This is a genomic window from Almyronema sp., from assembly GCF_052168255.1.
Taxonomy (GTDB): domain Bacteria; phylum Cyanobacteriota; class Cyanobacteriia; order Phormidesmidales; family Phormidesmidaceae; genus Sphaerothrix; species Sphaerothrix epifaneia.
This window is the reverse complement of the sequence record NZ_JBQLZL010000074.1, coordinates 16,218-40,783: the sequence shown is the minus strand read 5'-3', so window position 1 is coordinate 40,783 and position 24,566 is coordinate 16,218. Positions and strand designations below refer to the sequence as shown.

The 24,566-nt window shown below is 52.3% G+C and carries 24 protein-coding genes; 12 read left to right on the top strand and 12 right to left on the bottom strand.

What is annotated here, in order from left to right:
* The first annotated feature begins 113 nt into the window (after nucleotides 1–113).
* The 4 genes from infB to ACTS3T_RS16550 all read left to right on the top strand — a co-directional run bounded on the left by infB (nucleotide 114) and on the right by ACTS3T_RS16550 (nucleotide 6,223).
* On the top strand, nucleotides 114–3,158 hold the full coding sequence (infB, locus tag ACTS3T_RS16565) for a translation initiation factor IF-2 (protein WP_377964883.1): 3,045 nt from the start codon (nucleotides 114–116) through the stop codon (nucleotides 3,156–3,158).
* A 6-nt stretch (nucleotides 3,159–3,164) separates the two neighbouring features.
* A complete protein-coding gene (locus ACTS3T_RS16560) occupies nucleotides 3,165–4,580 on the top strand; it encodes a low-complexity tail membrane protein (RefSeq protein ID WP_377964885.1) in 1,416 nt (471 codons plus the stop codon).
* A 192-nt stretch (nucleotides 4,581–4,772) separates the two neighbouring features.
* The gene (locus ACTS3T_RS16555; protein ID WP_377964887.1) at nucleotides 4,773–4,973 is read left to right on the top strand and encodes a hypothetical protein; all 201 of its coding nucleotides are present in this window, start codon (nucleotides 4,773–4,775) and stop codon (nucleotides 4,971–4,973) included.
* Between the two features lie 356 nt (nucleotides 4,974–5,329).
* On the top strand, nucleotides 5,330–6,223 hold the full coding sequence (locus ACTS3T_RS16550) for a DUF4349 domain-containing protein (protein ID WP_462935269.1): 894 nt from the start codon (nucleotides 5,330–5,332) through the stop codon (nucleotides 6,221–6,223).
* A gap of 30 nt (nucleotides 6,224–6,253) precedes the next feature.
* Here ACTS3T_RS16550 and ACTS3T_RS16545 read toward each other — a convergent pair whose 3' ends face one another.
* The 5 genes from ACTS3T_RS16545 to fabG all read right to left on the bottom strand — a co-directional run bounded on the left by ACTS3T_RS16545 (nucleotide 6,254) and on the right by fabG (nucleotide 12,127).
* The gene (locus ACTS3T_RS16545; protein WP_462935268.1) at nucleotides 6,254–7,648 is read right to left on the bottom strand and encodes an ABC transporter ATP-binding protein; all 1,395 of its coding nucleotides are present in this window, start codon (nucleotides 7,646–7,648) and stop codon (nucleotides 6,254–6,256) included.
* Nucleotides 7,649–7,653: 5 nt separating this feature from the next.
* Nucleotides 7,654–8,334 carry an energy-coupling factor transporter transmembrane component T family protein gene (locus ACTS3T_RS16540; RefSeq protein ID WP_377964893.1) on the bottom strand — a complete coding sequence of 227 codons (681 nt, stop codon included), beginning with the start codon at nucleotides 8,332–8,334 and terminating at the stop codon, nucleotides 7,654–7,656.
* Complete coding sequence (locus ACTS3T_RS16535; RefSeq protein ID WP_377964895.1) at nucleotides 8,321–8,857, bottom strand: hypothetical protein; 537 nt, start codon at nucleotides 8,855–8,857, stop codon at nucleotides 8,321–8,323. The genes ACTS3T_RS16540 and ACTS3T_RS16535 overlap by 14 nt, the downstream gene beginning before the upstream one ends.
* A gap of 184 nt (nucleotides 8,858–9,041) precedes the next feature.
* The gene (locus ACTS3T_RS16530; protein WP_462935267.1) at nucleotides 9,042–11,240 is read right to left on the bottom strand and encodes a PAS domain S-box protein; all 2,199 of its coding nucleotides are present in this window, start codon (nucleotides 11,238–11,240) and stop codon (nucleotides 9,042–9,044) included.
* A gap of 128 nt (nucleotides 11,241–11,368) precedes the next feature.
* A complete protein-coding gene (gene fabG / locus ACTS3T_RS16525; RefSeq protein ID WP_377964899.1) occupies nucleotides 11,369–12,127 on the bottom strand; it encodes a 3-oxoacyl-[acyl-carrier-protein] reductase in 759 nt (252 codons plus the stop codon).
* 111 nt (nucleotides 12,128–12,238) lie between these two features.
* On the opposite strand from fabG, the gene trxA reads away from it, so the two are divergent.
* Genes trxA through ACTS3T_RS16505 form a run of 4 tightly spaced genes read left to right on the top strand, consistent with a single transcriptional unit; the run spans nucleotide 12,239 to nucleotide 14,417 of the window.
* Nucleotides 12,239–12,556 (top strand): thioredoxin, encoded by a 318-nt coding sequence (gene trxA, locus ACTS3T_RS16520; protein WP_377964901.1) that lies wholly within the window; start codon nucleotides 12,239–12,241, stop codon nucleotides 12,554–12,556.
* Nucleotides 12,557–12,595: 39 nt separating this feature from the next.
* A complete protein-coding gene (locus tag ACTS3T_RS16515) occupies nucleotides 12,596–13,312 on the top strand; it encodes a nucleotidyl cyclase domain-containing protein (protein WP_377964903.1) in 717 nt (238 codons plus the stop codon).
* Between the two features lie 17 nt (nucleotides 13,313–13,329).
* Nucleotides 13,330–13,815 (top strand): 2-amino-4-hydroxy-6-hydroxymethyldihydropteridine diphosphokinase, encoded by a 486-nt coding sequence (gene folK, locus ACTS3T_RS16510; RefSeq protein WP_377964959.1) that lies wholly within the window; start codon nucleotides 13,330–13,332, stop codon nucleotides 13,813–13,815.
* 56 nt (nucleotides 13,816–13,871) lie between these two features.
* The gene (locus ACTS3T_RS16505) at nucleotides 13,872–14,417 is read left to right on the top strand and encodes an NUDIX hydrolase (RefSeq protein ID WP_377964905.1); all 546 of its coding nucleotides are present in this window, start codon (nucleotides 13,872–13,874) and stop codon (nucleotides 14,415–14,417) included.
* A 90-nt stretch (nucleotides 14,418–14,507) separates the two neighbouring features.
* On the opposite strand, the gene ACTS3T_RS16500 is transcribed toward ACTS3T_RS16505, so the two are convergent.
* Together ACTS3T_RS16500 and ACTS3T_RS16495 are read right to left on the bottom strand one after the other, a co-directional pair.
* A complete protein-coding gene (locus ACTS3T_RS16500; protein ID WP_377964907.1) occupies nucleotides 14,508–14,666 on the bottom strand; it encodes a hypothetical protein in 159 nt (52 codons plus the stop codon).
* Between the two features lie 130 nt (nucleotides 14,667–14,796).
* Nucleotides 14,797–14,982, bottom strand: coding sequence for a DUF4278 domain-containing protein (locus ACTS3T_RS16495; RefSeq protein ID WP_377964909.1), 186 nt, complete (start codon nucleotides 14,980–14,982; stop codon nucleotides 14,797–14,799).
* A gap of 383 nt (nucleotides 14,983–15,365) precedes the next feature.
* Between ACTS3T_RS16495 and ACTS3T_RS16490 the strand changes: the two genes are divergently transcribed.
* The gene (locus ACTS3T_RS16490; protein WP_462935266.1) at nucleotides 15,366–16,802 is read left to right on the top strand and encodes an FAD-binding domain-containing protein; all 1,437 of its coding nucleotides are present in this window, start codon (nucleotides 15,366–15,368) and stop codon (nucleotides 16,800–16,802) included.
* A 33-nt stretch (nucleotides 16,803–16,835) separates the two neighbouring features.
* On the opposite strand, the gene ACTS3T_RS16485 is transcribed toward ACTS3T_RS16490, so the two are convergent.
* The gene (locus ACTS3T_RS16485) at nucleotides 16,836–17,063 is read right to left on the bottom strand and encodes a hypothetical protein (RefSeq protein ID WP_377964913.1); all 228 of its coding nucleotides are present in this window, start codon (nucleotides 17,061–17,063) and stop codon (nucleotides 16,836–16,838) included.
* A gap of 524 nt (nucleotides 17,064–17,587) precedes the next feature.
* Between ACTS3T_RS16485 and ACTS3T_RS16480 the strand changes: the two genes are divergently transcribed.
* A complete protein-coding gene (locus tag ACTS3T_RS16480; RefSeq protein ID WP_377964915.1) occupies nucleotides 17,588–19,024 on the top strand; it encodes an HTTM domain-containing protein in 1,437 nt (478 codons plus the stop codon).
* A gap of 229 nt (nucleotides 19,025–19,253) precedes the next feature.
* Nucleotides 19,254–20,366: an S-layer homology domain-containing protein gene (locus tag ACTS3T_RS16475; RefSeq protein WP_377964961.1), complete on the top strand. Its 1,113-nt coding sequence runs from the start codon at nucleotides 19,254–19,256 to the stop codon at nucleotides 20,364–20,366.
* A 96-nt stretch (nucleotides 20,367–20,462) separates the two neighbouring features.
* Here the strand turns inward: ACTS3T_RS16475 and thyD are convergent, their stop codons facing one another.
* Complete coding sequence (gene thyD / locus ACTS3T_RS16470; protein ID WP_377964917.1) at nucleotides 20,463–21,389, bottom strand: thylakoid membrane protein ThyD; 927 nt, start codon at nucleotides 21,387–21,389, stop codon at nucleotides 20,463–20,465.
* Between the two features lie 41 nt (nucleotides 21,390–21,430).
* The gene (gene psb28, locus ACTS3T_RS16465) at nucleotides 21,431–21,814 is read right to left on the bottom strand and encodes a photosystem II reaction center protein Psb28 (protein ID WP_377964919.1); all 384 of its coding nucleotides are present in this window, start codon (nucleotides 21,812–21,814) and stop codon (nucleotides 21,431–21,433) included.
* Between the two features lie 283 nt (nucleotides 21,815–22,097).
* Here psb28 and ACTS3T_RS16460 point away from each other — a divergent pair, with 283 nt between their 5' ends.
* Nucleotides 22,098–22,412, top strand: a complete 315-nt coding sequence (locus tag ACTS3T_RS16460; protein WP_377964921.1) for a hypothetical protein — start codon at nucleotides 22,098–22,100, stop codon at nucleotides 22,410–22,412.
* On the opposite strand, the gene rppA is transcribed toward ACTS3T_RS16460, so the two are convergent.
* Entirely contained in the window at nucleotides 22,413–23,120 is a 708-nt protein-coding gene (gene rppA / locus ACTS3T_RS16455) for a two-component system response regulator RppA (RefSeq protein ID WP_377964923.1), read from the bottom strand.
* The gene (locus ACTS3T_RS16450) at nucleotides 23,120–24,322 is read right to left on the bottom strand and encodes a Coenzyme F420 hydrogenase/dehydrogenase, beta subunit C-terminal domain (protein WP_377964925.1); all 1,203 of its coding nucleotides are present in this window, start codon (nucleotides 24,320–24,322) and stop codon (nucleotides 23,120–23,122) included. Before ACTS3T_RS16450 ends, rppA begins: the two co-directional genes overlap by 1 nt.
* Nucleotides 24,323–24,566 lie beyond the last annotated feature (244 nt).

The window sequence follows — 24,566 nt, the reverse complement described above, 5'->3', positions numbered from 1 at the left end:
GGTCCTTAAAACGGAATAAGGAGTTGAATGACAATTAGCTTTTAGTTCGCAATTGTAGGACTCAGAGAGCGGTAAACCATGATGCGATAACAAGATTATTGAGAGGGAATTGGATGAACAACGCCAAGGTTAGGATATACGAGTTGTCAAAGGAGCTTAACCTAGATAATAAAGACATTTTGGCGATATGCGATCGCCTCAACATATCGGCGAAAAGCCATAGCAGCACCATTACTGAAGAAGAAGCGAGTCAAATTCGCTCGGCTGCTAGTAAATATTCACCCAGTGCAGTCACATCAGGGCAAAGCTCAGCAAAACTGAGCAAGCCTACCCGACAAAAAAATGGTGCCCAACGACCTGTGCGCAAGCAGCAAATTTTAGAAATTCGCCACAGCCGTTCTGGCCCCATACCCCCTAAAGCGACTGATGATATGCGTCCTCCTGAACGGCCCAAACCAACGGCACCCGTTAGTTCAAATGCAGCCGAACGAGTAGAAGCTGTAGCCTCGTCACCCAGTCGTCCGGTGGCTCGTCCCATTTCCCCCAAACCTAAACAGCCCGACAATCGAGAAACTGAGGCAACCGCGTTAAGTTCGCCGCCTACCCCCCCTCCCAGCAAACCAACCGCATCAGCGCCCGCTAGACCTGAGCAGGCTCCAAAGCAGCGGCCTCAGCTAGTCAGACCGCCAAGTCGTTCTGCCAATGAGGCTGCTGAGTCTATCCCTGAAGCGCCCGTCGAACCAGCCGCCAAGCAGCCAGAGTCTTCTGTCGAACTGCTGACGCCACCTCGACCCCAACGGCCCAAACGGGTAGAGGCTCCTAGCCGTCCTACGCCTGTTGATGAAGACAGCCGCTCAGAAGGCAGTCCAGATAGAGAAACTGCCCAGCTCAAACCCAAGCCTGAGCTGAAACGGCCCAAGCCGAAGCGACCCAGTCGTTCTGAAGATGCTGATGTAGAAACTGATTCTGATTCTGAAGAAACCAGTTCGCCGACAGAAATCAAAGACGACGCTGATCAGCCCATTCTGCGTCGGCCCACGCCACCGCGCACGAGTAAGCGCAAAGAACGCGAAGAAGACGATGAGCAAGAAATGCGTCGCGCCAGTAAAGTCACTAAGGCCAAACGGCGATCGCAGCCTGTGCTTGACGACGAAGACGAAGACCTCGCTGAGGTGATCGATGCGGGTCAGGCAGCGGCTGATATGGCTCCTTCTCAGCTAAGCGTGTCCTTAGCGCGTCCGCCCAAGCCCAAGTCGGCGCGGCCTACCAGCCAACCCAAGCCAGCAGCGGCGAAAAATCGCAAACCCACGTTTTCAAAAGAATCCAGTCGCAATCAGCGGCGCGATCGCCAGCAAGATAACCAACCCCAACGGCCTGAGCGCATTGTCGTCACGACTGGACTCACGGTTAACGAACTAGCCGACAAAATTATGGTGGCCGATACCGAAATTATTCGGTTCTTGTTTATCAAAGGCATTGCCACCAATGTCAACCAGACTCTCGACATCCCCACTATCGAAATGGTGGCTGAAGAGTACGAAGTCGAGGTAGAAACGGCTGAAGTCGAATCTGAAGCCCGCAAGGTAACAGAAATGCTCGCTGTGGAAGACCTCGAAAATCTAGAGCGCCGTCCTCCCGTGGTAACCATCATGGGGCACGTAGACCACGGCAAAACCACGCTTTTAGACTCCATTCGTAAAACCAAAGTCGCTCAGGGTGAAGCCGGGGGGATTACCCAGCATATTGGTGCCTACCACGTCGATATCGACCACAACGGCGATTCTCAGCAAATCGTCTTTTTAGACACCCCCGGTCACGAAGCCTTCACCGCTATGCGGGCTAGGGGAACCCGAGTAACCGATATTGCTATCTTGGTCGTCGCGGCAGATGATGGCGTCAGACCGCAGACGATTGAAGCCATCAGCCACGCCAAAGCTGCCGAAGTACCGCTGTTGGTGGCTATCAACAAGATCGACAAAGAGGCCGCCCAGCCCGACCGGGTGAAGCAAGAACTCATGGAACACGGCCTAGTCCCTGAAGAATGGGGCGGTGACACGATTATGGTGCCCGTCAGTGCTTTGCAGGGAGAACACCTAGACGACCTGTTGGAAATGATTCTGCTGGTGGCCGAGGTTGAAGATCTCCACGCCAATCCTAATCGGCCTGCTAAGGGCACGGTGATTGAAGCCAACCTAGACAAGGCTCGTGGCCCAGTGGCAACGCTGCTGGTACAAAACGGTACCTTGCGAGTCGGCGATTCTATCGTCGTTGGTTCCGTCTTTGGTAAAGTGCGCGCCATGATTGACGATCGCGGCAACCGAGTCGAGGCAGCAACGCCTTCTTTTGCGGTTGAGGTGTTGGGTCTAAACGACGTCCCAGCAGCCGGAGACGAGTTTGACGTCTTTAAGGATGAGAAAGTAGCCCGTGCTACTGCCAACAGCCGTGCCGATACCCAGCGCCAGTCACGCCTACAACAGGCAATGGCATCTCGCCGGATTACCCTCAACAGTTTGTCTGCCCAAGCTCAAGAAGGCGACCTCAAAGAGCTAAACCTCTTGCTGAAGGCAGACGTACAAGGGTCTCTAGAAGCCATTTTGGGCGCTCTACAGCAGCTACCCCAAGATGAGGTGCAAATCCGCGTCTTGCTAGCGGCTCCAGGTGAAATTAGCGAAACCGATGTGGATCTGGCCGCAGCGAGTGGCGCTGTCATTATCGGCTTCAACACGACCCTGGCTCCAGGTGCGCGTCAAGCCGCCGATCGCGCGGGGGTAGATGTCCGCGACTATGAAGTGATCTACAAGCTGCTTGACGACGTTCAAGGGGCGATGGAAGGTTTGCTCGAACCAGAACTCGTCGAAGAACCGTTGGGTCAAGTGGAAGTACGGGCTGTCTTTCCGCTGCGTAAGGGCACAGTGGCAGGTTCTTATGTGCAGTCAGGTAAGGTAACGCGTAACTGTCGCATCCGGGTGATGAGAAGGGGTGAGGTCATCTTTGAAGGCAACCTCGACTCGCTCAAGCGGATGAAGGAAGATGTCAAGGAGGTTAATGCGGGCTTTGAGTGTGGTATTGGTGTCGATAGCTTCAACGGCTGGGAAGAAGGAGACACAATTGAAGCCTTCCGCCTGGTGTCGAAGCGTCGCACTCTAGCAATGGCTTAAAGCACGATGGGTTCCTTTCGACGCGATCCTTACCTGTGGGTACACTTCGCCGGATTAGCAGCGTTGCCGCTATTCTTAGACATTTGCTTGCTAGGACTGGCGGCAGGCTATCCGGTGATGCCCGTTTGGTTAGAGATGGCACTGTTGTTAGGAATCGGCATTCTTCCAGTTTTATGGATGCAGTGGCAGCGTCCGTTTTACATCTTTAGCTTGCTAGCGGTGGCGGTTAAGCCAGAGCAGCTTAGCGAAGAAAGACGACGAATGCTGCCGCTGTTTCAATCTCCTCAAGTTAAGCTTTTGACGGGCTTGGGCGCGATTGTCTGGGGTTGGGTTTTGTGGCAGGTGTACTGCCTCGCCCCGATCGCCGCAACGATCACGCCTTTTAACAATCACCTGACAGGTTTAGGAGTAGCGGCTGTTGCTTTTTTGGGGAGCAATCTGTTTTTACAGGTGCCACTGAGCGTTTTACGCGTGTTGTGGGTGAGCGAGCAAAAGCTAGCCAGTGTGACGCCTTTACCAGCAGCGGCGATCGCCCAAAATTTCACTATCTTAGGTCTACGCCTTAAGCAAATCTTGCCAGAGTTGCAGCCTCAATCTGCTGCGATCGCCGCGCCACCCCAGCCAGCGATCGCAGACGACTCTCCCGATCTCGCCACTGTAGAGGCAGGCGCAGCCCCCCCAACCGATGAGCAAGCCCCTAAAACAGCCAGTGAACAGGCAGCTTTAACCCTTGAGGATGAAGCAACCGACGCAACCTTAGAAGCCGCTGAAGGGGTGTCGTCCACCGAAGGGCAGGCAGAAGCGGAGACTGGGGTTATAGATACCCCTGAGGCCGACCCCGACCTGGCCGAAACGGAAACAGACGAATTGGCAGAAAAAGCAGGGGCGGACGCCGATCTAAGCGCTGAGGCGGCGGACGCTGACGCCGTGGCCGATCCGGTGGTTTTATCACCTTCTGAAGGGCAAGCTGAGGCGGAAGCCGTTCCCCTCGCCGCCGACACCAACGTTTCTGACTTGGCTGCAACCAGTAGCCAGCCGCCAGCAGATACACCAGCAGCGCTGGAAGAGACGGCGGCTGATGCCCCTGAGCCTGACGTTACAGCGGCGGCAACGTCAGCAGATAATTCGGTAGTGTTGTCGCCTTCTGAAGGTCAGGCAGAAGTGGAAGCGGTTGACCTAGAAGCAGCAGCCGAAGACGCTGTCGCTGAAGAGGCACCAGAAGCGTCTGTAAAGCTAGCAGACCCCCCTGAACCGGAGGCTGGCGAGGCAACGCCGGAGACAGAAGCAACCCCAACGGTGGCAGACGTTGTCGATGATGAAAATCCGGTGGTTCTATCTCCTTCTGAGGGGCAAGCAGAGGTGGAAACGGTTGATTTAGAAGACAAAGCTGACGCCGCAGATACCGAAACGACTGAGGCTTAGTTGCTGCGGCTAAAAAGTTAATCAGTTGCTTAAGATTCTGTGGTGAGTGTCACAGTCTCAGTTTGGAGTCTGCGTTAAGCTAGGGGTGTCAAGCGGGCGATCGCCTGTTTTCAGACCATTTTCTGCCGAGGGGCATGTCTGAATTGAGTTGTTCCAATTATAAGGAGTGCTGAGTAAGCACTGAGAAATTCTATGGCAGGTTCATCCTTTTCCCTACAAGAATCCTTTGCAGAGGATGCACAAATTTGGCAGAGCCTCAAGCAGGCGATCGCCAACAGTTCTGGCTTTCAGCGATGGCAATCTGAGCAAAACACTCAAACCTTTCAGCGTCTGCCGCTAGATCAGCAGGTACGTCGCTATCTACGTGAGACATTAGAAACGCTGGCTTATTAAAAGCTCAGCAACAGGGCGGTTCTGCAAAAGAGCCGCTCTCTTTTTAGCGCTTTTAGCATCGGGTTATGAGATCGAGCAGGTACTCTGAATCTTCGCCACAAAAACTTATGACGAGCCAGCCGATCTGCTAGCGTTTTGATCGACGGCGTCTATCGCTAAAGCAAAAATCAGAAGACAAAATCAAAGGTTTGCTACCAGTGGTTTTTAGCCCTTCAAGCGTCTCAACTTGAGGAGCTAAAGCTATAACCCTTGTCTATCAAACAAGCTAGCACGAGCTGGTTTCAGATTTTGCAACTTGGGTGACAACCTCCGGTAGAGTTGCCAGACTGAGGATGTCGAACTGAGTCTTTACGCTTATGCCGTTAAGTTTTAGCGCTAAATCCACCCGTCTACTGGTTCCTGTTCTCAGCCTGCTGGCGCTGGTGAGCTGTAGTGCAGCCAACGTGACCAGTGAAATCGCCTCTGAAGAAATGGCCGCTGATGCCCCCGCAGCGTCACAAGCCGCGCCAGCAGAAGGGTCGGCTGCCCTGCTAGCAGATACCACCGCTGCCCCAGCCGCCCAACCGCGCCTCGCCAAGCGGGCCAACCTATCGCTGACCGTCGATTCGGCTGAGCAAACCGCCGAAAAAGTATCGCAAATTATGCAAACGCAGCAAGGCGATTTGCTTTCACTCCAAGACCAGCAGCCCCAAAGTTTAGGCGATCGCCATCAAGTTTTTATTCAATTGCGGGTGCCTCAGGCTCAGCTAGACACGACCCTCAACGCCCTTAAAGCGCTGGGTACCGTAGAAAATCAGGCGATCGCGGCAGAAGATGTCTCGAATCAGTTGGTAGATTTGGCGGCGCGGCTACGCAACTTGCGTAAGTCTGAAGAATCGCTGCTAAAAATTATGGAGCGCACCGGGTCGATTGCCGAAGTGCTGGAAGTATCGCGCGAACTCAGTACAGTGCGTCAGTCGATTGAGCAAATAGACGCTCAGCAAAAAGCGCTGCAAAATCGCGTTGCTTATGCCATTGTCGATCTCAGCCTGATTGAAGCGGTTCCAGCTACGCCCACCTCACGACCGCTCCCCGAAAAGCTGGGTACCACCTGGCAAACAGCCACCCGTTCAGTGAGTGGCTTTACCGTTGGTCTGCTGCAAATTGGCCTCTGGTTGTTGGCCTACAGCCCTTATGTCGTCGTGATTGCGATCGCGGCGGTTCTCGGCTATCGTTTCTACTACCGCTCTGAAACGTCGGCCAAACCTTAGGCAGCGCACACCCCGCTTTGCCCTGCCCCCCTACAACTGACTGCCGCCAATAGCAACAATTTGCGGCTGTAGAATTTCAGCCACCCCCGGATCGTGAGAGGTAAAAATAAGCGCTCCGCCCTGCTGGGTAAAGGTTTTGAGGGCTTGTAGCATCAGCGCTAAAGAAGCCGCGTCTTGCCCAACCATAATTTCGTCTAGCAGGCAGATGCGAGGCTGACGGCTTAAAACGGCAGCTAACGCCAAACGTCGCTTTTGTCCTTGTGAAAGAGCCTGCGGATGCTGTTCTAAACAAGGGCTAAGGTTGAGCTGTTCGAGCAGGGTGTTTGCCTGGTTAGCGGCAACGCCCGGTTGCTTGACTTCGGCCCAAACGCTTTCGGCAAAAAGCTGATGGTTCGGATTTTGTAAGACAAACCCCACCGTCTGAGCAATCTGCACAACGCTTTGCCGCCGGGTATCTTGCCCTAATATTTTGATCAGGCCAGTGGTGGGCTTAAGCAGGCCGCTGAGCAGCCGCAGCAGCGTGGTTTTACCACAGCCATTTGGCCCTTTTAGCAAAATTACTGCTCCCGCTCCGGCCTGCAAGTCAGGAAACGCCGGATAACCTCCCCAGCTCAAATTTTGGGTTTGTAAAAGTTGGTTGGTGGCGGCGGTATGGGTTGCCAAGCGACGGGCTGGCGCCGGTGGCGGCGGCATAGCGGTGGCTAACGAACGAGGCCAGTGCCAGGGAGCAATCTCGCCAGATTGAATACGGTAAGCGCGATCGCAGATAGGTTGCAGCAACTCTAGCCGATGCTCAATTACCAAAATAGCCTGACCGCGATCGCGGCAGTGCTTTAGCAACGCTAGCAAGCGATCAACACCCGCCGTATCTAAATAAGCAAAGGGTTCATCTAGCAATAAAACGCTTTGCTGACGGGTGAGTAAACAGGCCAACAAGAGGCGTTGCTTTTGTCCTGCAGAAAGTTGGCGAATAGCCCAGTTTTGCTGAGCGACCAGATCAAACTGATGCAGGGCAGTTTGGGTTAACGTCTGCATTTCGCCAGGGGGCAGGTTCCAGTTTTCTAAACCGAAAACAATTTCGTCCCAAACGCGATCGGTAAAAAGCTGAACTTCCACATTTTGCAGCAAAATTCCCATAAACTGCGATCGCTGCCGAATTGACCAAGACGTAATCTCACACTGGCGGTAAAACACCTCTCCGGTAAGCTGTCCGCCCGTATATTCAGGAGCAATGCCCGTCAGACAGTTGAGCAAGGTACTTTTACCGCTGCCCGTCGCCCCTGCAATCACGATCAGTTCGCCCGCTTGCAGCGTCAGGTTAGCCGCTTTGAGGGTGGGCTGGGTTTGCCCGATGTAGGTAAAGCTCAGATCTACCGCTGTTAACAGTGGTTTTTCGCCGTTCGCAGAACTTTCAGCCGCCCTCATGTGGATTAGCGTCCCCACTCCCAGTAGCTAATTAAACTTAACCAGGCAATTGCCCCCAAGCCAAAGCCAGTATCTAGCCAGCGCCAACGGAGGGGTTTGCTACTGCTGCGAGGCGCTGTTGGCGAATAGCCACGAGTTTGTAAACCCACAGTCACCTCATCTGCATAAGCCACCATTTGAAACACCAGGGGCACGATCAATCCTGAAAACCACTGGCCCGGTTGCCGTCGCAGATCGATGCCGCGCAACTGATTCGCTTCCCAAAGCCGCTGTAGTTCTTGCTGCATGAGCGGTAGAAACCGCCAGATTAACATCAGGCTCAACGTCAAAAAGCTGGGTAACCGCAACCTTTGCAAGGCCCGAATTAAGTCAGCAGGGGGGGTTGTTAGCACCAGCACAGGCGCTGGCAGCAGCAGCGACAGCAATCGCAGCGTGCTAAAGAGCGCTTTGGGCCAGTCCCCCAGTAGCCAAGCCGAAGTGAGGGTAAACATCCCCAAAGAAACCGTCCCATAAAGCAGCCAGCCCCAGCGAATGGGCATGGGCAACAGCAGCAGCAACCCACCCACCAATATCAGCATGGCCTCGCTCTGCCGCAACCAGAGGGTTAGCCCTATCAGCAAAACACACAGCGCCATTTTGAGATAGGGATTGACCTGCGTTAGCCGCGATCGCCTAGAGGTCAGCATCTAACTTGCCCGCTCGTCTTAGCTGCCGCACGATGGATTCGCCCAGCCACCACCCTACGGCTCCTGTTATGCCAGCCGCGATCGCCAGCCCTCCCAACAACCAGGGCTGCGTTAACAGGTTGGCAAACTCAGCTCCCAGCATCAAACCCGCACTGACCAAACCAATCACAACCGCGCTCACAAAGAAAACGACCGTCCCCAGCAAGCGATTGCCCTTAGTACGATAGTTACCGCGCCAAAACACTGCCGCTTCGGTAACCAGCGTTGTCAGTGCCAGATAAAGCGTAATCGCCGGAGAAATCGGGGCAAGCAAAAGCGCTAGCGGCAAAATCATTAGCGCGACGCTACCGCGACGTTGCAGCCTTGCCATGCCCAGGGTTAAGAAGATGCCGCCGATGGGTGCCCAGGCAACCAATTGCAAGAAAGGAGGTACCAGTGGCCCAATCACAAAAACAGACGCAACCATGCCAATGGTCATAAAAGCGGCAAAGACATAGTCTCGTAAGTGCCAAGAAGTCTTCATAGCTTGCGGGGGTGTTGATGGGGCTAGGCTGAAAACAGGCACTGCGGCTTTGTCCTAAACCGCTGCTTGCCTTGCCAACAGGTTCTCTAGCTGTTGTTAGTAGTTTATAGCGTCAAAGCTAGATGCCCAATGGATCTAGCTGGTCAAGACTGGCTGGCTAGTTGAGTTTAGTATGGAGGGGCGGCTAAGGGATCTGGGCTGAAGCGTCAGCCGATTTGAGCGGCAGCGTGACGGTAACGGTTGTTCCGGCGGCAGATGTCGAAGCGATCGCTAGCTGACCGCCGTGAGCTTCAATAATGCGTTTGGTGATGGCTAAGCCCAAACCATTACCCGAAGACTTGGTGGTGAAAAAGGGTTGGGTGAGCTTGGGTAGCACCTCTGGCGGAATCGGCTCGCCGCCGTTATGTACCCGAATCACCACCTGATGGGGGGACGGCTCAACTTCAATTTGACAGGTGACCTGATCTCCTACGGCGATCGCTTCACAAGCATTGCTGACTAAATTAATAAAAACCTGCTTGAGCTTGTCGATGTCGCCTAAAATGACGGCGGCTCGGTCAAAGTGCTTGAGCTGAATTTGGCGATCGCAGGCAGCGGGCATCGCTTGCAAAGCGGTTAGCAGTTCTTGCAAGAGGGCATAGACATCGAGTTCAACCAGCGTTAGGGTTTGCTGCTTGGCATAGAGCAAAATTTCATTGAGCAAGCGCTGCAACCGTTCTGACTCTTCTAGGGCAAAGGCCAAGCGCATTTTAGCCCGCTCTGGCAAATCGAGCCGTTTGAAAGAACTCAACCCCATCAGTACCGTTGTTAGGGGGTTGCGCACTTCATGCACAATCATGGCAGCTAATTCGCCAATTTCGGCCAGACGCGCTAGCGCCGCTTCTGCCTGTTTGCGTTCGCTAATGTCGCGGGCTAAGGCCAGAATCAGGCGATCGCTGCCAAACTCTAGTAGCCCTAGCCGCACCTCTACCGGAAACTGGCTACCCGATCGGCGACGATGCACCCCTTCTATCGTCAAAGACTTGTTGGTTGATAAAACAGTGTTCCAGACTTGAGAAAAACGCGCCGGGGTCAAACTCTGCTGCACCTCTAGCACCGAGCGTTGCAGCAACTCGCTGCGACTATAGCCCAAGCTGCGACAGGCTTGCTGATTAACATCCACAAAGCGACCCTGCTGATTGACCACAAAAATGGCGTCTGCCGCTTGCTCGACCAGCGTGCGAAAGCGCTGCTCACTTTCTCGCAGGGCTTCTTCTGCCTGTTTGCGTTCGCTAATGTCGTTAACAACCGACAAAATACAGTCTTGACCGTTAATGCTAATTTGCTCTGCCGAATACAAAACGGTACGAGCCGCTTGGGTGCGGGTGCGAAAGCAGTATTCCTGATCGCGAATAAAGCCGCGATCGCGAATAGTTTGAATCATCTGCTGGCGATCGCGAGGATCGGCCCAAAGCTTCAAATCCAAAGCTGTTTGCCCTAGCACCTGCTCAAGCGTGCTGCCGTGGAGTTGCAAAAAGCTGTCGTTAGCTTCAATCAGTTGCCCATTAGCCATTGTGCTGATGGTTACAGGGTTAGGGCTGGCGCGAAAAGCCTTAGAAAATTTTTCTTCAGACAGACGCAGTTCTGCCTCAGCTTGTTTGCGATTGGCGATCGCCCGCGAAATCTGCAGCAGCATCTGTTCAAAAGCGGTAACAACATCGCCCAACTCGTCTTGACGATAGGTTTTGGCCGCTTCAAATGGGATCAGCCGCGCATCTTGGTCGGCACTGATAGCCTGTCCAGCCAGCAGCAAGTCTCGGCGCAAACGTAAAACAGGCGTAATCAGCAGCCGCTCTAGCACAATCATCGTTGCCCCGGTGACAAAAAAAGAAATAATTATCACCAGCCCCGCAATCCGTCCCACAAAAGCCAACAGTTCTTGCCGCACCTCGGCTGTGTCGTGACGAACAATAAAGAGGTACCGACCTTCTAGCGGCGACATTCGCCAAAGCGCATCGTAGCGTTGCTGACGGCGATTGAGCAGGCTTTCCTGCCCCGCTACCACCGCCGCAAACGTCAAAGCAGGGGGATCGCCAAAGGTACCCACTAACGTGCCATCTGCCCGATAAAGGGCACCCCCCACCGCAACATCGCCTTGGGTAATTTGCAACAGCGAGAGTAATTCTGTAGCCGATGGCGGTAGAGCGGTGCGCGTCAGCAACCCTGAAGCTTTAGCGGCGGCTAGCGCCTGCTTGTAATTGAGCAGTTCCTGTTCGCGTCGATAGACGGAGGGGATTAAAATAATGCCTTCAATCAAAATGATGCTGGCAAAGACCCAAAAGACAATCCGCCGCGACAGACGTGCCTTATATAGATCGAACAGGGCTTGGCGCTTGATAGCCACTCGACTTATCTCCAAAGCGCAAGATTAGGTACTTTGGGGAATTTTACTGGACTTTTCACGGGTGGCTAGTGGATGTATAGCAAAAAGCAACTTTTCCAGATTTTTTGCGAGCTTTAAAGATTTGTCAGCTAAGCCATGACCATACCGCCATCGACATTCATCACCTGCCCCGTGATGTAGGCGGCTGCCGGATCAGCCGCCAGAAAACGCACCAATCCTGCAACTTCTTCTGGGGTGCCGTAGCGATTGAGGGGAATAAACTTAAGAATTTCTGCCGTATTGGATAGATCGGCGGTCATGTCGGTAGCAATAAAACCGGGCGCGACTGCGTTCACGGTTACCCCGCGACTGGCTAACTCTTTAGCCACGGTTTTGGTAAAGCCAATCACACCTGCTTTGGCAGCGCTGTAATTGGCCTGCCCAGGATTACCCATCAGGCCCGATACTGAGGCCACATTTACAATTCGACCTGAGCGCTGTTTCAACATAACTTTGCTCACCGCTCGCGTGCAGAGAAAGACCCCCGTTAAGTTCAGGTCAATGACGGCTTGCCAGTCTTCTGGCTTCATCCGCAGCAGCAGCGTATCGCGGGTGATCCCAGCGTTGTTCACCAAAATATCTACCCGGCTCCACTTTTCCAGGGTGGTGCTAATCAAAGCGTCTACCTGATCGGCTTTAGACACGTCTGCTTGTAGGGCGATCGCGCTGCCGCCTTGTTCATTGATCTGAGCAACGACTTCGTCAGCAGCCTGACTGGAACTGGCATAGTTGACGACGACCTTTGCCCCCTCACTGGCGAGTGCCTGTGCGATCGCTCGCCCAATCCCCCGAGACGCCCCGGTAACGATCGCAACTTTGTCCTGCAGGGCTTGAGATGGCGCAGTCATTCAACTTAAACCTCCTGAAATGCTTTCATATCTTAAGTCATTCCAGCGAGAGACGGAATCTCTGGAAAAGCGACGATAAGATCAAAGACAGTGGCTATTTCAAGCAATTCTATGGCAGTTAAACAACAATTCAAAAGCTTTGCAGATCTGATTCAAAACTCTGAAATCCCTGTCCTGGTTGATTTTTATGCCAACTGGTGTGGCCCTTGTCAGATGATGGCGGGTATTCTTGAGCAGGTGAACGCTCAAATCAAAGGCAAAGTCAAAATTGTTAAGATTGATACAGAGCGCTATCCGCAACTGGCATCCGACTATAGCATTCACGCCTTACCTACGCTCGTCCTCTTTAAGCAAGGGCAACCCACCGATCGCATAGAAGGCGTGTTAGCCGTCGAACAGCTCGTCCAGCGTCTGCGAGCCAACCTCTAGCCGTACCGCTGACCGACTTGGGATCACATGATTGTCGCTATGTGGACATTTGCAGCTATTATCAGTGGGCAAGCAACCACCGCTGCTTCGCCATTATTTGCATCTGCCGAGAACTGTCCTCAGCCTACTCCACTAGCCGTCAGTCAAACTGGGATGTCTCAGCCAGATTGGGAACGAAATACCGCAAGCCTTTTTCAACAACTGCTGCAACAGCGCAACCAGTATCCCGAAGCGGCACCTGCCATTGATCAGCAAATTCAGAGCCTCTTTGGTCAACATCTGGCTGTTATGGTGCTTGATGCAGTCGGTTTTTCGCGCAGCGCCCAGCAGTCTGGAATTATTGCAGCCTTAGCTGAGATTCAGCGTTTACAGGCAATCGCTGTGCCCGCGATTGAAGGTTCCGGGGGCAGCGTGTTCAAGCTAGATGCTGACAATGTCTACGCCTATTTCCCCAATGCTGAAGCGGCTGTTGCCGCTGCCCAAGCTTTAATTAGCCAGCTCAACGTCGAAGGTATGCACGCCAGTATCGGCATTGGCTATGGCGAAGTTTTAGTGATTGCTAACACTGATATTTTTGGCGAAGAGCTTAACCTGGCTTCTAAATTGGGAGAAGACCTGGCAGGACGCGATGAAATTTTACTGACGGAGGCCGCCTTTTGCAGCTTACCCCCGCATACACTCAACACCGATCTGCTGATGATGGAGATTTCGGGCTTGAGGCTAAGAACCTATCGCCTTCAGCCACCCCTGCCCTAGAAAGCACCCTCTGCGCGATCGCCTTAGGCAGCAACCTGGGAGACTCTTTGGCTATTTTGCAAGGGGCGATCGCGGCCTTAGCAGCCACTGCCGATATTACCGTACAAGCTTGCTCAAGCGCTTATAAAACTGCTCCGGTGGGGCCACCCCAGCCCGACTACTGGAACGCTTGTGCCTTAATCACTACCCAACTTTCCCCAGAAGCTTTACTGGCAGTTTTGCTCAAAATTGAAGCTGGCTTTGGCCGCATCCGCCAAGAACGGTGGGGGCCCCGGCTGCTAGACCTCGATTTACTTTTGTTTGGTCAGCAAATCTGGCACTCCTCAACGCTGCAAGTGCCGCACCCGCGCATGAACGAGCGAGCCTTTGTTTTAGCCCCCCTCGCCGAAATTGCTGCCGACTGGATTGAGCCAATTTCGGGTCAGACGGTTGCGGAACTGCTACAACAGGTTGATCGCTCTGGGGTACAACCTACAGCATGGCAGTTTGAAATTGACAATTAACCCACCCCAGCAGCATTCTGAGGATACTGCCCTCACTTATTGCCTTCTCAGTTTTTATGCCACTTGGTCAAGAGCCGCCCCAACTGCTCAAGCAGCGCCTTTTCTACGAAGGGCGCAAATTTAATTTTGAAGTCAATCAGCTACGTTTGCCCAACAAAGCGATTGGCGATTGGGAGTGTATTCGGCATCCGGGGGGGGCTTTAGCCGTGCCCGTAACCGCTAGCGGCGAACTGGTGCTGGTCAGGCAGTATCGCTTTGCCCTCCAGGGTCGTCTGCTAGAGTTTCCCGCTGGCACGGTAGAACCCGGTGAGCAGCCTGCTACGACAATTTACCGCGAACTTGAAGAAGAAACCGGGTACCGGGCACACAGTTGGCGATCGCTCGGAAACTTTCCGCTGGCACCAGGGTATTCCGACGAGTTCATTTACGCGTTTCTAGCAACTGACTTAGAAAAGCTAGACGAAACCCCAGCCCTTGATGCTGACGAAGACCTAGAAGTCATTTTGATGACGCCTACGGCTCTAGAAAAAGCCATCTTGGCTGGCGAAGCTATTGACGCTAAATCGATCGCTAGCTTTTTGTTGGCTCGTCCATATTTATAGCTGCGTCATTAGCATTGACGTACTTAAGCAACTGCAAGCCGCTAGCCAACAGCCTTTTGTTCTACTTTTGCCTTTAGCGACAACCTCAACCTAAAGCATCTGCCAGCGTGCCAGCAGCCCTAGCAGCGCAGCCCCTAGCAACGGAATCAAAGCCAAAGCCAAAAGAACGTCTAGCAAACCCGTGATTAAAGCTTGCTGGGCTAAAGTTTTGAGCGGCAGACTAAATTTATAGCTGTCGGAAGTGGGCATAAAAAGACCTTACCGAAAAATTGGCAAATACTCGCGGCTCAGTGCTTCTTTAGTTAAAGCACTCATATCTGAAACCGGAGCGTGATCTTTTTGCCCTAGCGGTGTGATTGCCATCACGACGGCTCGAACTCTAAATTTCGTGGGTATATTTAACCCCCCGATACATGAGTTGAACCTGGTCATGATGACGTTGGGCTACGCGATAGCTTTTGGCCTTTAAAGGCGCTCCGCGATAGGTACCAATTTCTTTACCCTCAGTTGCTTCAATCTGAGGAGAGTGGGTTTCGTATTCAGCACCACGATAAAAAAGTCGCATGATGGTTATTTTCTCTCTAAAAGGTGAATGTAAAGCAGATTGTTGCTGATATAGCGACAGCAAAACTTGCCTCTTACTAATAACTGTAACAACATATACAGTTTTTCGCAGGAATCTGTGTATTAAGACTTTTGAAAGTTTTGGTTAAGCGTGAGCAGATGAAATAGCCACAGGCAAAATTCTGAGGGCTGAGGGCAGAATGCAAGGTTTTCTAGCAGCAGCTTTTAGCTAGTTCAGTATTTTGGTAGCTAAAGCGATCGCTGTCATCATCAGTCGCCATAGCCAGCAATGCTTGACTTGAGATAGGTTCACTCAGCTAGGGCGGCATGGCATACTGAAGCCCTGCAAGGGTAACAACGTGAAGACTTTTTTAGACTGAGCATATGAGTGATCTGATTTTGTTCTGGCATCGCCGAGATCTGCGCCTCTCTGATAACTTAGGGCTAGCTGCAGCTCGCGATCGCAGCGCTAAAGTCGTGGGGGTTTTCTGCCTTGATCCAGCCCTACTCAATAACGATGCCGTTGCCCCGGCTCGAGTCACCTACCTAATCGGTTGCTTAACCGCCCTGCAACAGCGCTATCAAGCTGCTGGCAGTCAATTGCTTATTCTCAAAGGCACCCCCGAAAATCAAATTCCAGAACTGGCTCAGGCTTTGTCTGCTCAAGCCGTTTATTGGAACTGGGATGTAGAGCCTTATGCTCAAGAACGCGACCAGAAGGTGCGCGAAGCGCTCAAAAACTACGGCATTGGCGTTCACCAAACGTGGGATCAGTTGCTTCATGGCCCCGGTGAAGTTCGCACAAATGCAGGCGATCCCTACACCGTCTATACGCCCTTTTGGCGAAACTGGATCGATCGCCCCAAAGCCGCGCCCGCGCCAACGCCGCAGGGTTTTACTAGCCTTTCAACGGATGAGCAGCAAGCTGCCCCAGGGGTGATTGACCTGCCAAGCGCCTCCGATCTGGGCTTTGAGTGGACAAATCCGCTGCCCCTAGCGCCTGGAGAGCAAGCGGCTCACGAGCAGCTCGCTACTTTTTGTGAAGACGACCGCGCCATTGCTGAATACGCTGAGCAGCGAAATTTTCCGGGGCATCCAGGGACTTCTCTACTCAGTGCAGCCCTCAAGTTTGGCGCAATCGGCATTCGCACCGTTTGGGCTGCCGCAGACACCGCCTATAGCCGCTGCCGCAGCGACGAGACGCGCAACAGCGTTAAAACCTGGCAGCAAGAACTGGCGTGGCGAGAATTTTATCAGCATGTGATGTACTTTTTTCCCCAATTGGCTGACGGCCCTTACCGGGAACCCCTCAAAGACTTTCCCTGGATTAACAACCCAGACCACTTTCAAGCCTGGTGTGAGGGTAAAACAGGCTATCCGATTGTGGATGCAGCGATGCGGCAGCTCAATCAAACAGGCTGGATGCACAACCGCTGTCGAATGATTGTGGCTAGTTTTTTAACCAAGGATTTAATTGTTGACTGGCGCTGGGGCGAAAAGTATTTTTTGCAAAAGCTGTTTGATGGCGACCTTTCTGCCAATAATGGCGGCTGGCAGTGGAGCGCTTCTAGCGGCATGGATCCTAAGCCGCTTCGCATTTTTAATCCGGCCAGCCAAGCCCAGAAATTTGACCCAGAAGCTGACTATATCCGGCAGTGGCTCCCTGAACTCAAAGATTTAGAGACGGCAGATCTGATTACTGGCGCAATTTCAGCAGAAAATCGCGATCGCTGTGGTTATCCTGCCCCAATCGTTAATCATAAAGAGCGGCAGGCTCTCTTTAAGGAAAAGTACACCGCCCAAAAAGCGGCAGCTCGCTAAGTTCAGTCAAAGCCAGCAGACAAACAGGCGGCTTTATTGAGCTTGCGGCAGTTTGGCAGAGGCGATCGCAATGACGTTACCTTGCCCATCCACCTGGCAAGAACCTTCTATATGATTGCCCTCCTGCCACTGAATCAAAAATGTACCATCTCGCAGCAGTTGAGCTTGCTGAATTTCAATCGCGTCGTCCGCAACATGGGTAGCCTCCACAACGCACCCTTGTAAAACAGACGAAGGAACATTTGCAGAAGGTTGCTGCATTTTGATTGGCTGAGGCGTTGGGGATTCTAGCCTTTGCCCAAGGGCATCAAATGACTGATTTAGGCTGACTCTACAAGCTCCCAACCCCGCCAGCAAAAGCATAAAAGGCAAGACAGGAAAACGCACAAACTGAAACATAAGGATGGGTTGTTAAATCTCGACTCACACCACGGCTATATCAGCCGCTTTATACATTCATCGCAGAATAAACCTTAAGATAGATGTCTTCTATCTAACAATTACACTTTTGCAGCAAAACTCACTTTTGCCAACTCGCCCAGACATCTATTGCCAAAAGCGGTAGGCTAACGGCAGCGGTCAGAATGAAAGCCCTTTGGCAAAAGACTTTCAACCATTTGAGTGATTTAACCCTGGTGCCTATAGCTATAGCAGTTGATGCGCCTGGGCAAGAAGACGCGATCGCGCCTAAAAAGTGCCCAAACCCCATTTGAGAAACTGGCCGCTACGGTAGCTCGGCTGTAAACAGCGAGACTATGCCTATCTTAACGAGTTAGCCAGGGAACTTGAAGCGGGGCGATCGCGATCGAACTTTTAGCGTACTAGTGAGACGGCGATCGGTGCAACCGCTTAAACAACTTCAAGATTGGCTCTGGCAACCTGTCGATATTGCCTTTTTGGTTTATTTTCGTATCGCTTTTGGCAGCATTTTGCTGTGGGAAGTCCAGCGCTATTTCAACCACGGCTGGATCCAAGCCTATTGGATGAACCCAGCCTTTAACTTTACCTATCCCGGCTTTGGCTGGGTGCAACCCTGGCCCGGAAATGGTTTGATCTGGCATTTTGCCTTGCTCGGCGTGCTGGCCTTGTTTATTGTTTTGGGTTGCTTTTACCGTTTGAGTACGCTGCTCTTTTTTCTGGGCTTTACCTATATCTTTTTGCTAGAGCAGGCTCGCTACTTAAATCACTTTTATCTAATTTGTTTGCTGAGCTTTTTGCTCATAGGTCTGCCAGCACATCGGCTTTGTTCAATCGATGTTTTGCGCCAGCCCAAACTGCTGTCTCAAACCGCCCCCGCCTGGACGCTCTGGCTACTGCGCTTTCAAATTGGCGTGCCTTACTTTTATGGTGGCATTGCCAAGCTCAACGGTGACTGGCTGCGGGGAGAACCCATGCGTCTGTGGCTTTCGAGTTCAACCGACCTGCCGCTGATTGGCCGTTTTTTCACGGCTGAATGGATGGTTTATTTGCTTAGCTATAGCGGTTTGCTATTGGATTTGCTGATCGTACCGCTATTAATTTGGCGTCAAACTCGGCTAATAGCCTTTGTTTTTGCAGTTTTGTTTCATCTCACAAATGCCAAACTTTTTGTCATTGGCATTTTTCCCTGGTTCATGATTGCCGCGACCGCTCTCTTTTTTCCACCGAGTTGGCCCCGGCAAGCCGTGGCGGTTTTATTAAACATCCCGGTTAAAGCTTCTACCACAGCGATCGCTCCTCAGCGCTACCGGGCTTTAATCACAAGCTGTTTGCTAATCTACGTCAGCGTGCAGTGTTTATTGCCATTGCGCCACTATCTGTACCCTGGCAATGTTAGCTGGACCGAAGAAGGACACCGCTTTGCTTGGCATATGAAGCTACGCGATAAACAGGGTCGAGCAGAATTTTTAGGACGCGATCCGGCAACGCAGGTCGTTAAAAGTCTGCCGCCAGAGCAGTTTTTGGCAAGCTGGCAGATCAGAAAAATGGCAGGCCGCCCTGACATGGTGCTGCAGTTTGCGCACTACTTAGCTAAAACAGTGCCAACTCAGGGTGATCAACCGCTAGAAGTACGGGCGCGGGTTTGGGTTTCGCTCAACGGTCGGCCCGCTCAACTGCTGATCGATCCGCTGGTGGACTTGGCTCAAGAACAGCGATCGCTGCGTCCCGCCGACTGGATTTTGCCTTTGGAGGAGCCATTAAAACCAGCCACTTCTCAATCAAACGACGTGACTTCTCCCTAAATAGCAGGTAGATAAAGTTACCAAGTATATGGGGAACTTGTGTCTAAGATCACAGTCTTGCCTAGAAAGGATAAGCCGAATTTAGCGTTCGGCTTGCCGCCATCAAAGACTAAACAACGGGCTTTTAGCGAGAAGCCTGTTCTGTGCTGCGTGATGTTTTGAATAAGTAGGACTAGAGATGCGCCCCTTTCTGTTAAGAATTCTGCCTCAAGCCACTTCTTTGGCAACTGTGCTTGCGATCGCTTTACTTTTGATTTCTTCGGCGTTAACTGCCTCTGCTCAGCAAACGGAAGTCGCTCCAACCTCAGATAAAGCCACAGCAGAGCAAACCAATTCCTTACCGCAGTCTCAGCTCAAAGACGATGACGACGACGGGGATGACGACGATGACGGCGGGGATGACGATGATGACGGTGGTAGCAGCAGTAGCGGCAGCAGCAGCAATACCACCACAACCACAACCACGACCACCACAACCACCACCGTCAGCTATACCGACATTACCAGTACCTACTGGGCTAGCACATTCGTCTATAGACTCTCGACGCTCAACGTGGTCAGCGGTTTTCCCAATGGCCAGTTTTTACCCACGGCTTACCTGACAAGGGCTCAGTATGCCGCCATTGTCAGCAAGGCATTTAGTCTACAGCCAGTGCGCCAGAGCGTTTCGGTTCAAGGGGTTTCTAGCCGATTTTGGGCATTTAGCGCCATTCGGCAAGCCTACACAATGGGGTTTCTCAACTTGGGTTCGAATAATGCTTTTGAACCCGAAACCCGCATGACTAAGTTAGAAATGCTGGTGATGCTAGCTAGAGCGTTAGGCTATACCGAAGTTACCTCAGGTAGAAGCGTTGATGAAATTTTGAGTGTTTTTGTCGATGCTGACACAATTCCCAGTCAATACCGAGTCACAATTGCAGCGCTGGTGGAAAGGCAAGTGCTGGTCAACTACCCCAATGTGCGTGAGCTAAAATTGACTGAATTTGTGACTCGCGGCGAAGCTTGCGCGTATGTCTATCAGGCATTGGTAAGCTTAGGGGCGGCTGAATCGGTTTCTTCTAGCTACATTGTCAATTTAGCCAGTATTCTGCAGGGGGCGACAACCGAAACAACGGTTGAAACCGATACTGAAACAACGGTTGAAACCAACACTAATACCACCGTCATCTCAGGGGATGATGACGATGATGGCGACGACGACGATGGCGACGACGATGACGATGGCGATCGCCGTAACTGCAACCAAGGCATTGGCAATGGGGCTGAAGGCTGCGATCCAGGTAATTCTAGCCCGCGAGGGGGGAGTAACGATGAAGGTGGCCGCACACCGGGCAACCGCTAGTTACTAAACGGGTGGCGCTAACTCCCCCATTGCTAGCTTAAACGCCTAGGTAGCTGGCGTCATTTTGGGGGAGGACAGCATCTTCGGCGATCGCGCCTATAGCGGGCTGACAATGTCTTTTAAGGCCGCTTTGACTTGAGGATATTGATACTGAAATCCGGTGGCTTGGGTTCGCTTGGGCAATACCTGCTGGCCTTCTAAAACGACTTTAGCGCCATCGCCCAACAAGGCTTCAATCACAAAGTCAGGTACAGGTAGCCAGGAAGGACGGTTCATCGCTTCGCCTAAGGCTTGACATAGCTCGTTCATCCGTACTGGCTGGGGAGCTGTGGCGTTGTAAACCCCTTGCATTTGAGCATCGGTGAGGGCTTTGCTCAGTAAGCTAACTAGGTCTTCTCGATGAATCCAGGAAAACCACTGCCGACCGCTACCGATGGGGCCACCCGCATAAAGTTTGAACGGGGTAATCATGCGGGCGATCGCGCCCCCCATACCCAAAACAATGCCTACCCGCACAATGGCCAAGCGAACGCCAAGAGACTGTACTGGCTCAGCCGCAGCTTCCCAAGCCTGACAAACCTGAGACAGAAAATCGGTTTCAACTGGCTGACTGGTTTCATCAAAACGAGCCGTTTCGCTCGTACCGTAGTAGCCAACGGCTGACGCACTCACCAGCACAGTCGGCTTAGGGTCAGCTTTGGCGATCGCTTCGACAAGTTTTTCGGTACCTACCTGACGACTTTCTAAAATGGCTTGTTTGTGGGCTGGCGTCCAGCGCTCTGAAATGGGTTCGCCCGCCAAGTTAACCACACCGTCACAGCCAGCGATCGCCGCTTGCCAGTCGCCAGTGGTTAGCGGCGAATAGGCAATCACTTCAACCCTAGGAAAAGCCGACGCTGGAAACAGCCGCTGGCCTTTTTCTCGCTGGCGGGTCAGCACTTTAATGCTATGTCCCTCTTGGTGCAAGCGCTCTACCAAGCGACTGCCGACAAATCCTGTAGCTCCGGTTATGGCAACTTTCATGCGTTCTTTTTTCTCCCTTTTCGGCACGCTAATTTTGAGATTTACTCACCCCTTGGGCTAGCATCTCCGTAGGCCATGCCGTTGGCATCTGCGTAACGGTGCATAAAGCGCATGAAGCGTTCCCAGTAGTCGTCTCGATCAATTTCTAGCGTACATTCGACTCGCTCTAGATCGTCACCCTCAGGCCCCCCAAAAATAAACTTAACTCCGGCTGGTTCAATGCTAATCGTGCCTTCGTCGTCGATTAGTTGCAAACTGCCAGAGAAGCGATTACGAAAGCTGTTGAACTGCTCAATAGACTTTAATTGCTCAAAAATTAAAATCGCAAGTTTTGCGCCTGTAGCGCGATCGCGACGCAAGCTAACATTGCTAAGCTGCTCTGAAATGCCTTCATAAAACTGAATGGTAGGAACCTGTGAATCCATAATCTTTTGCCTGGGGCTTTAGGTTCCCAGTATACAAAACTTCAGGATTGTTCTAATAATCTCTCAGTTGCGGGAAATGATTTATAGCTAGCGGTAGAAGGCTGAGGGTAGCGGCTAGCAGAAAAGCTTTTCTATCAGCGGCTTGCAGCCATTGAAATGTCTCCACGCTGGTGGCGACAGCGATCGCCGGGTTAGCTAAATATCTATCAACAGCCCATTGGCTAGAGGCTTAGATTTGAGCTTGAATCAGTTTTATATCCCTAATTGAGGATTAAGTAACGGTATGAATACTCTTGATTCAGAAGCCATTCCCGTCTACGCTCTGGTGCGCGCCACCGGAGAAACCGTTTTGAGCTTTCACCAACCCCCCGATTTTGTTCAATCGGCTGATGGCCGTTTAGAAGCAGTGAACGAAAGCGACTACGAATCCGAGCCGCGACTTGCCACCTCTACCGATTTGCAACTGGTTGACTTTTTGCTGCCGGAAGATGACGGCAAACTGCTGAGTCTAGCAGATGGGATTTATCAAGTTCGTTGCTTTCGGGGGCGAACTTCAGAAGGACAAACTACCTATAGCATTGAGTTAAAACGCCGCTAATTAGCGCTCGGCTGGGTTCTCAAGCAGCCCTGTGCCAAGGCGGTAGCCTTTGCCATAAATGGTATGAATAAGTGCTGGTTCGTGTTCTTGCTCTAGCTTGCGGCGCAATAGCCGCATTTGAGCCGCCAAAACGTTGCTGCTGGGTTTATGAGCCTCTCCCCAAACGGCTTCATAAATTTGAGCATGGGTCAGCAGTTGCTCAGGATGCTGAATCAGATAGGCTAAAAGCTGAGTTTCTTTTTCAGAGAGATCAATCGGGCGATCGCCGCGATAAGCCAGTTGATTTTCCATATCTAGCGCTAAGTCTTGATATTGCAGCCGTGCAGCCAATAGAGGCCGCTCTAACGTGGGAGGGCGACGCAGCAACGCCCGTACCCGCGCCAGTAGCTCTCGTAGCTCAAAAGGTTTGATCAGGTAGTCGTCAGCCCCCGCATCTAGCCCAGCCACGCGATCGTCTAACGTATCTTTGGCGGTCAGAAACAGCACAGGGGTTGCATCGCCCTGCGATCGCCGCTGCTGGCAAATTTCCAGCCCAGTTTTAATTGGCAGCATCCAGTCTAAAATCAGCAAGTCATAAGCATGCTCAGCCGCTAGCTGGCTGCCGACCCCACCGTCAGTCGCCACGTCAACCTGATAGCCTTCTCTTTGCAGCAAACGGCTCAGCGGCTCAGTTAGCTCAGCTTCATCGTCAACCAACAAGATACGCATTAGTCAGGCAACTGATATTGCTCCACAATCCGCTTAGCATAAGCAGGCACATGCGCTTCTAGCTTTTCAGGATGGTGACGTTTGACGTAGAGATAGTTACGGGTAAAGTGAGAATCGATCGAAAAACGCGCATATTCCAACCCCTTTGGCCCAATTTTTTCGATGACGATGCCCATGAGTTTCGCCGCCCACATCGGTAGCGTAACGCCCTTGTCGTAAGCGGGGATGCTCTGCTGCACAGCCTGACGGCGATCGCCCTGTGATGAAACAGGCTGAGTATCAAGCTGATTTTGCACCTGTTCTAACATTTCTCGACCGCGATCGTTGCGCACAACAATCCACTGCCAGCCAAAGGGGGCACCCATATAGCCCACCACCAAGTCAGCCAGAGAATTGACGTAGTCAAAGCAGCTCATGCAAGAAGGGGCAAAAACGTCTTTGAGCTGATTGGTTTTTAGCCCAAAGAAGGGGACAGTCTCGGTAGAGCCATCTTCATGCTTGAAATGCACCCGAAAATCTTGCATAAACTCGTAATGGACGACGGTTTCGGGCGAACGGCTGGTAGTTTCTAAAAACTTTTGTAGCCCCTGCCGGGTGACGTTGTCTACGCAGGGCGTACCCAACACATAGAGCTTTTCTAAACCTAGCTTTTGCTCAACAGCCCGCAAGGCTTGAATTTGGCAACCTACACCAATCACCAGCAGGCGCTTCAGACCCGACTGCTCAATTTGCTCTAGCACCGAAAGGTTAGGCGACAGCGTGGGCTTGTTAACCCGGGCAGCCAAGATTTCTTCGGGAGTTTTGGCAATAACGGGCAGGGGCTGGAAGCGATCAGCCGCTGTATTCTGCACACAGACGACGCCTTCTACTAACCCCTGCGTTAACATTTCAATCGCGATCGCGCTGACAATGCCAGTCCACTGCGCCCCGGCAATCGGCTGCTGTTTACGCGCGGCCATCATGTCTTGATGGACGCCGAAATAAAGATCGTCGGACACCTCTAAATTGCGGCTACGACCGTGGGTGACAGCTTCAAGTTCAGCCACCTGCTGATTTAGAAAAGCGCAGGCTTCTTTGACGTAATGAATATAGTAAGTATCACAAAGGCCACATTCACTACAGAGTTCCTTTGCGGGGCGTCTGGCCCCCGGACGAAGAGCTTTAGCCTTTTGATGGGAGGGATGGGGGTGCGCCAAGGTCATCTTATGCAGAGCTTTCTCAAAATCAGTTTATGATCACCTTACCGCAAGCGTTTTCCTGAGTGTTCGACTTCTACTTTTTGTAAAGAAATGCTGAGCATTGAGGTTGGGATTTGAGCGCTGAATCGCCAGACTTTGAGCCTAGCCTGAAGGTGTGATCTATCTCGTCCTCTAGCGTGACGACAAACAGTCTGGCAATCACTCGAAATCAATGAACCCATAGCGGTTAGTCCATAAACTAAAAAGA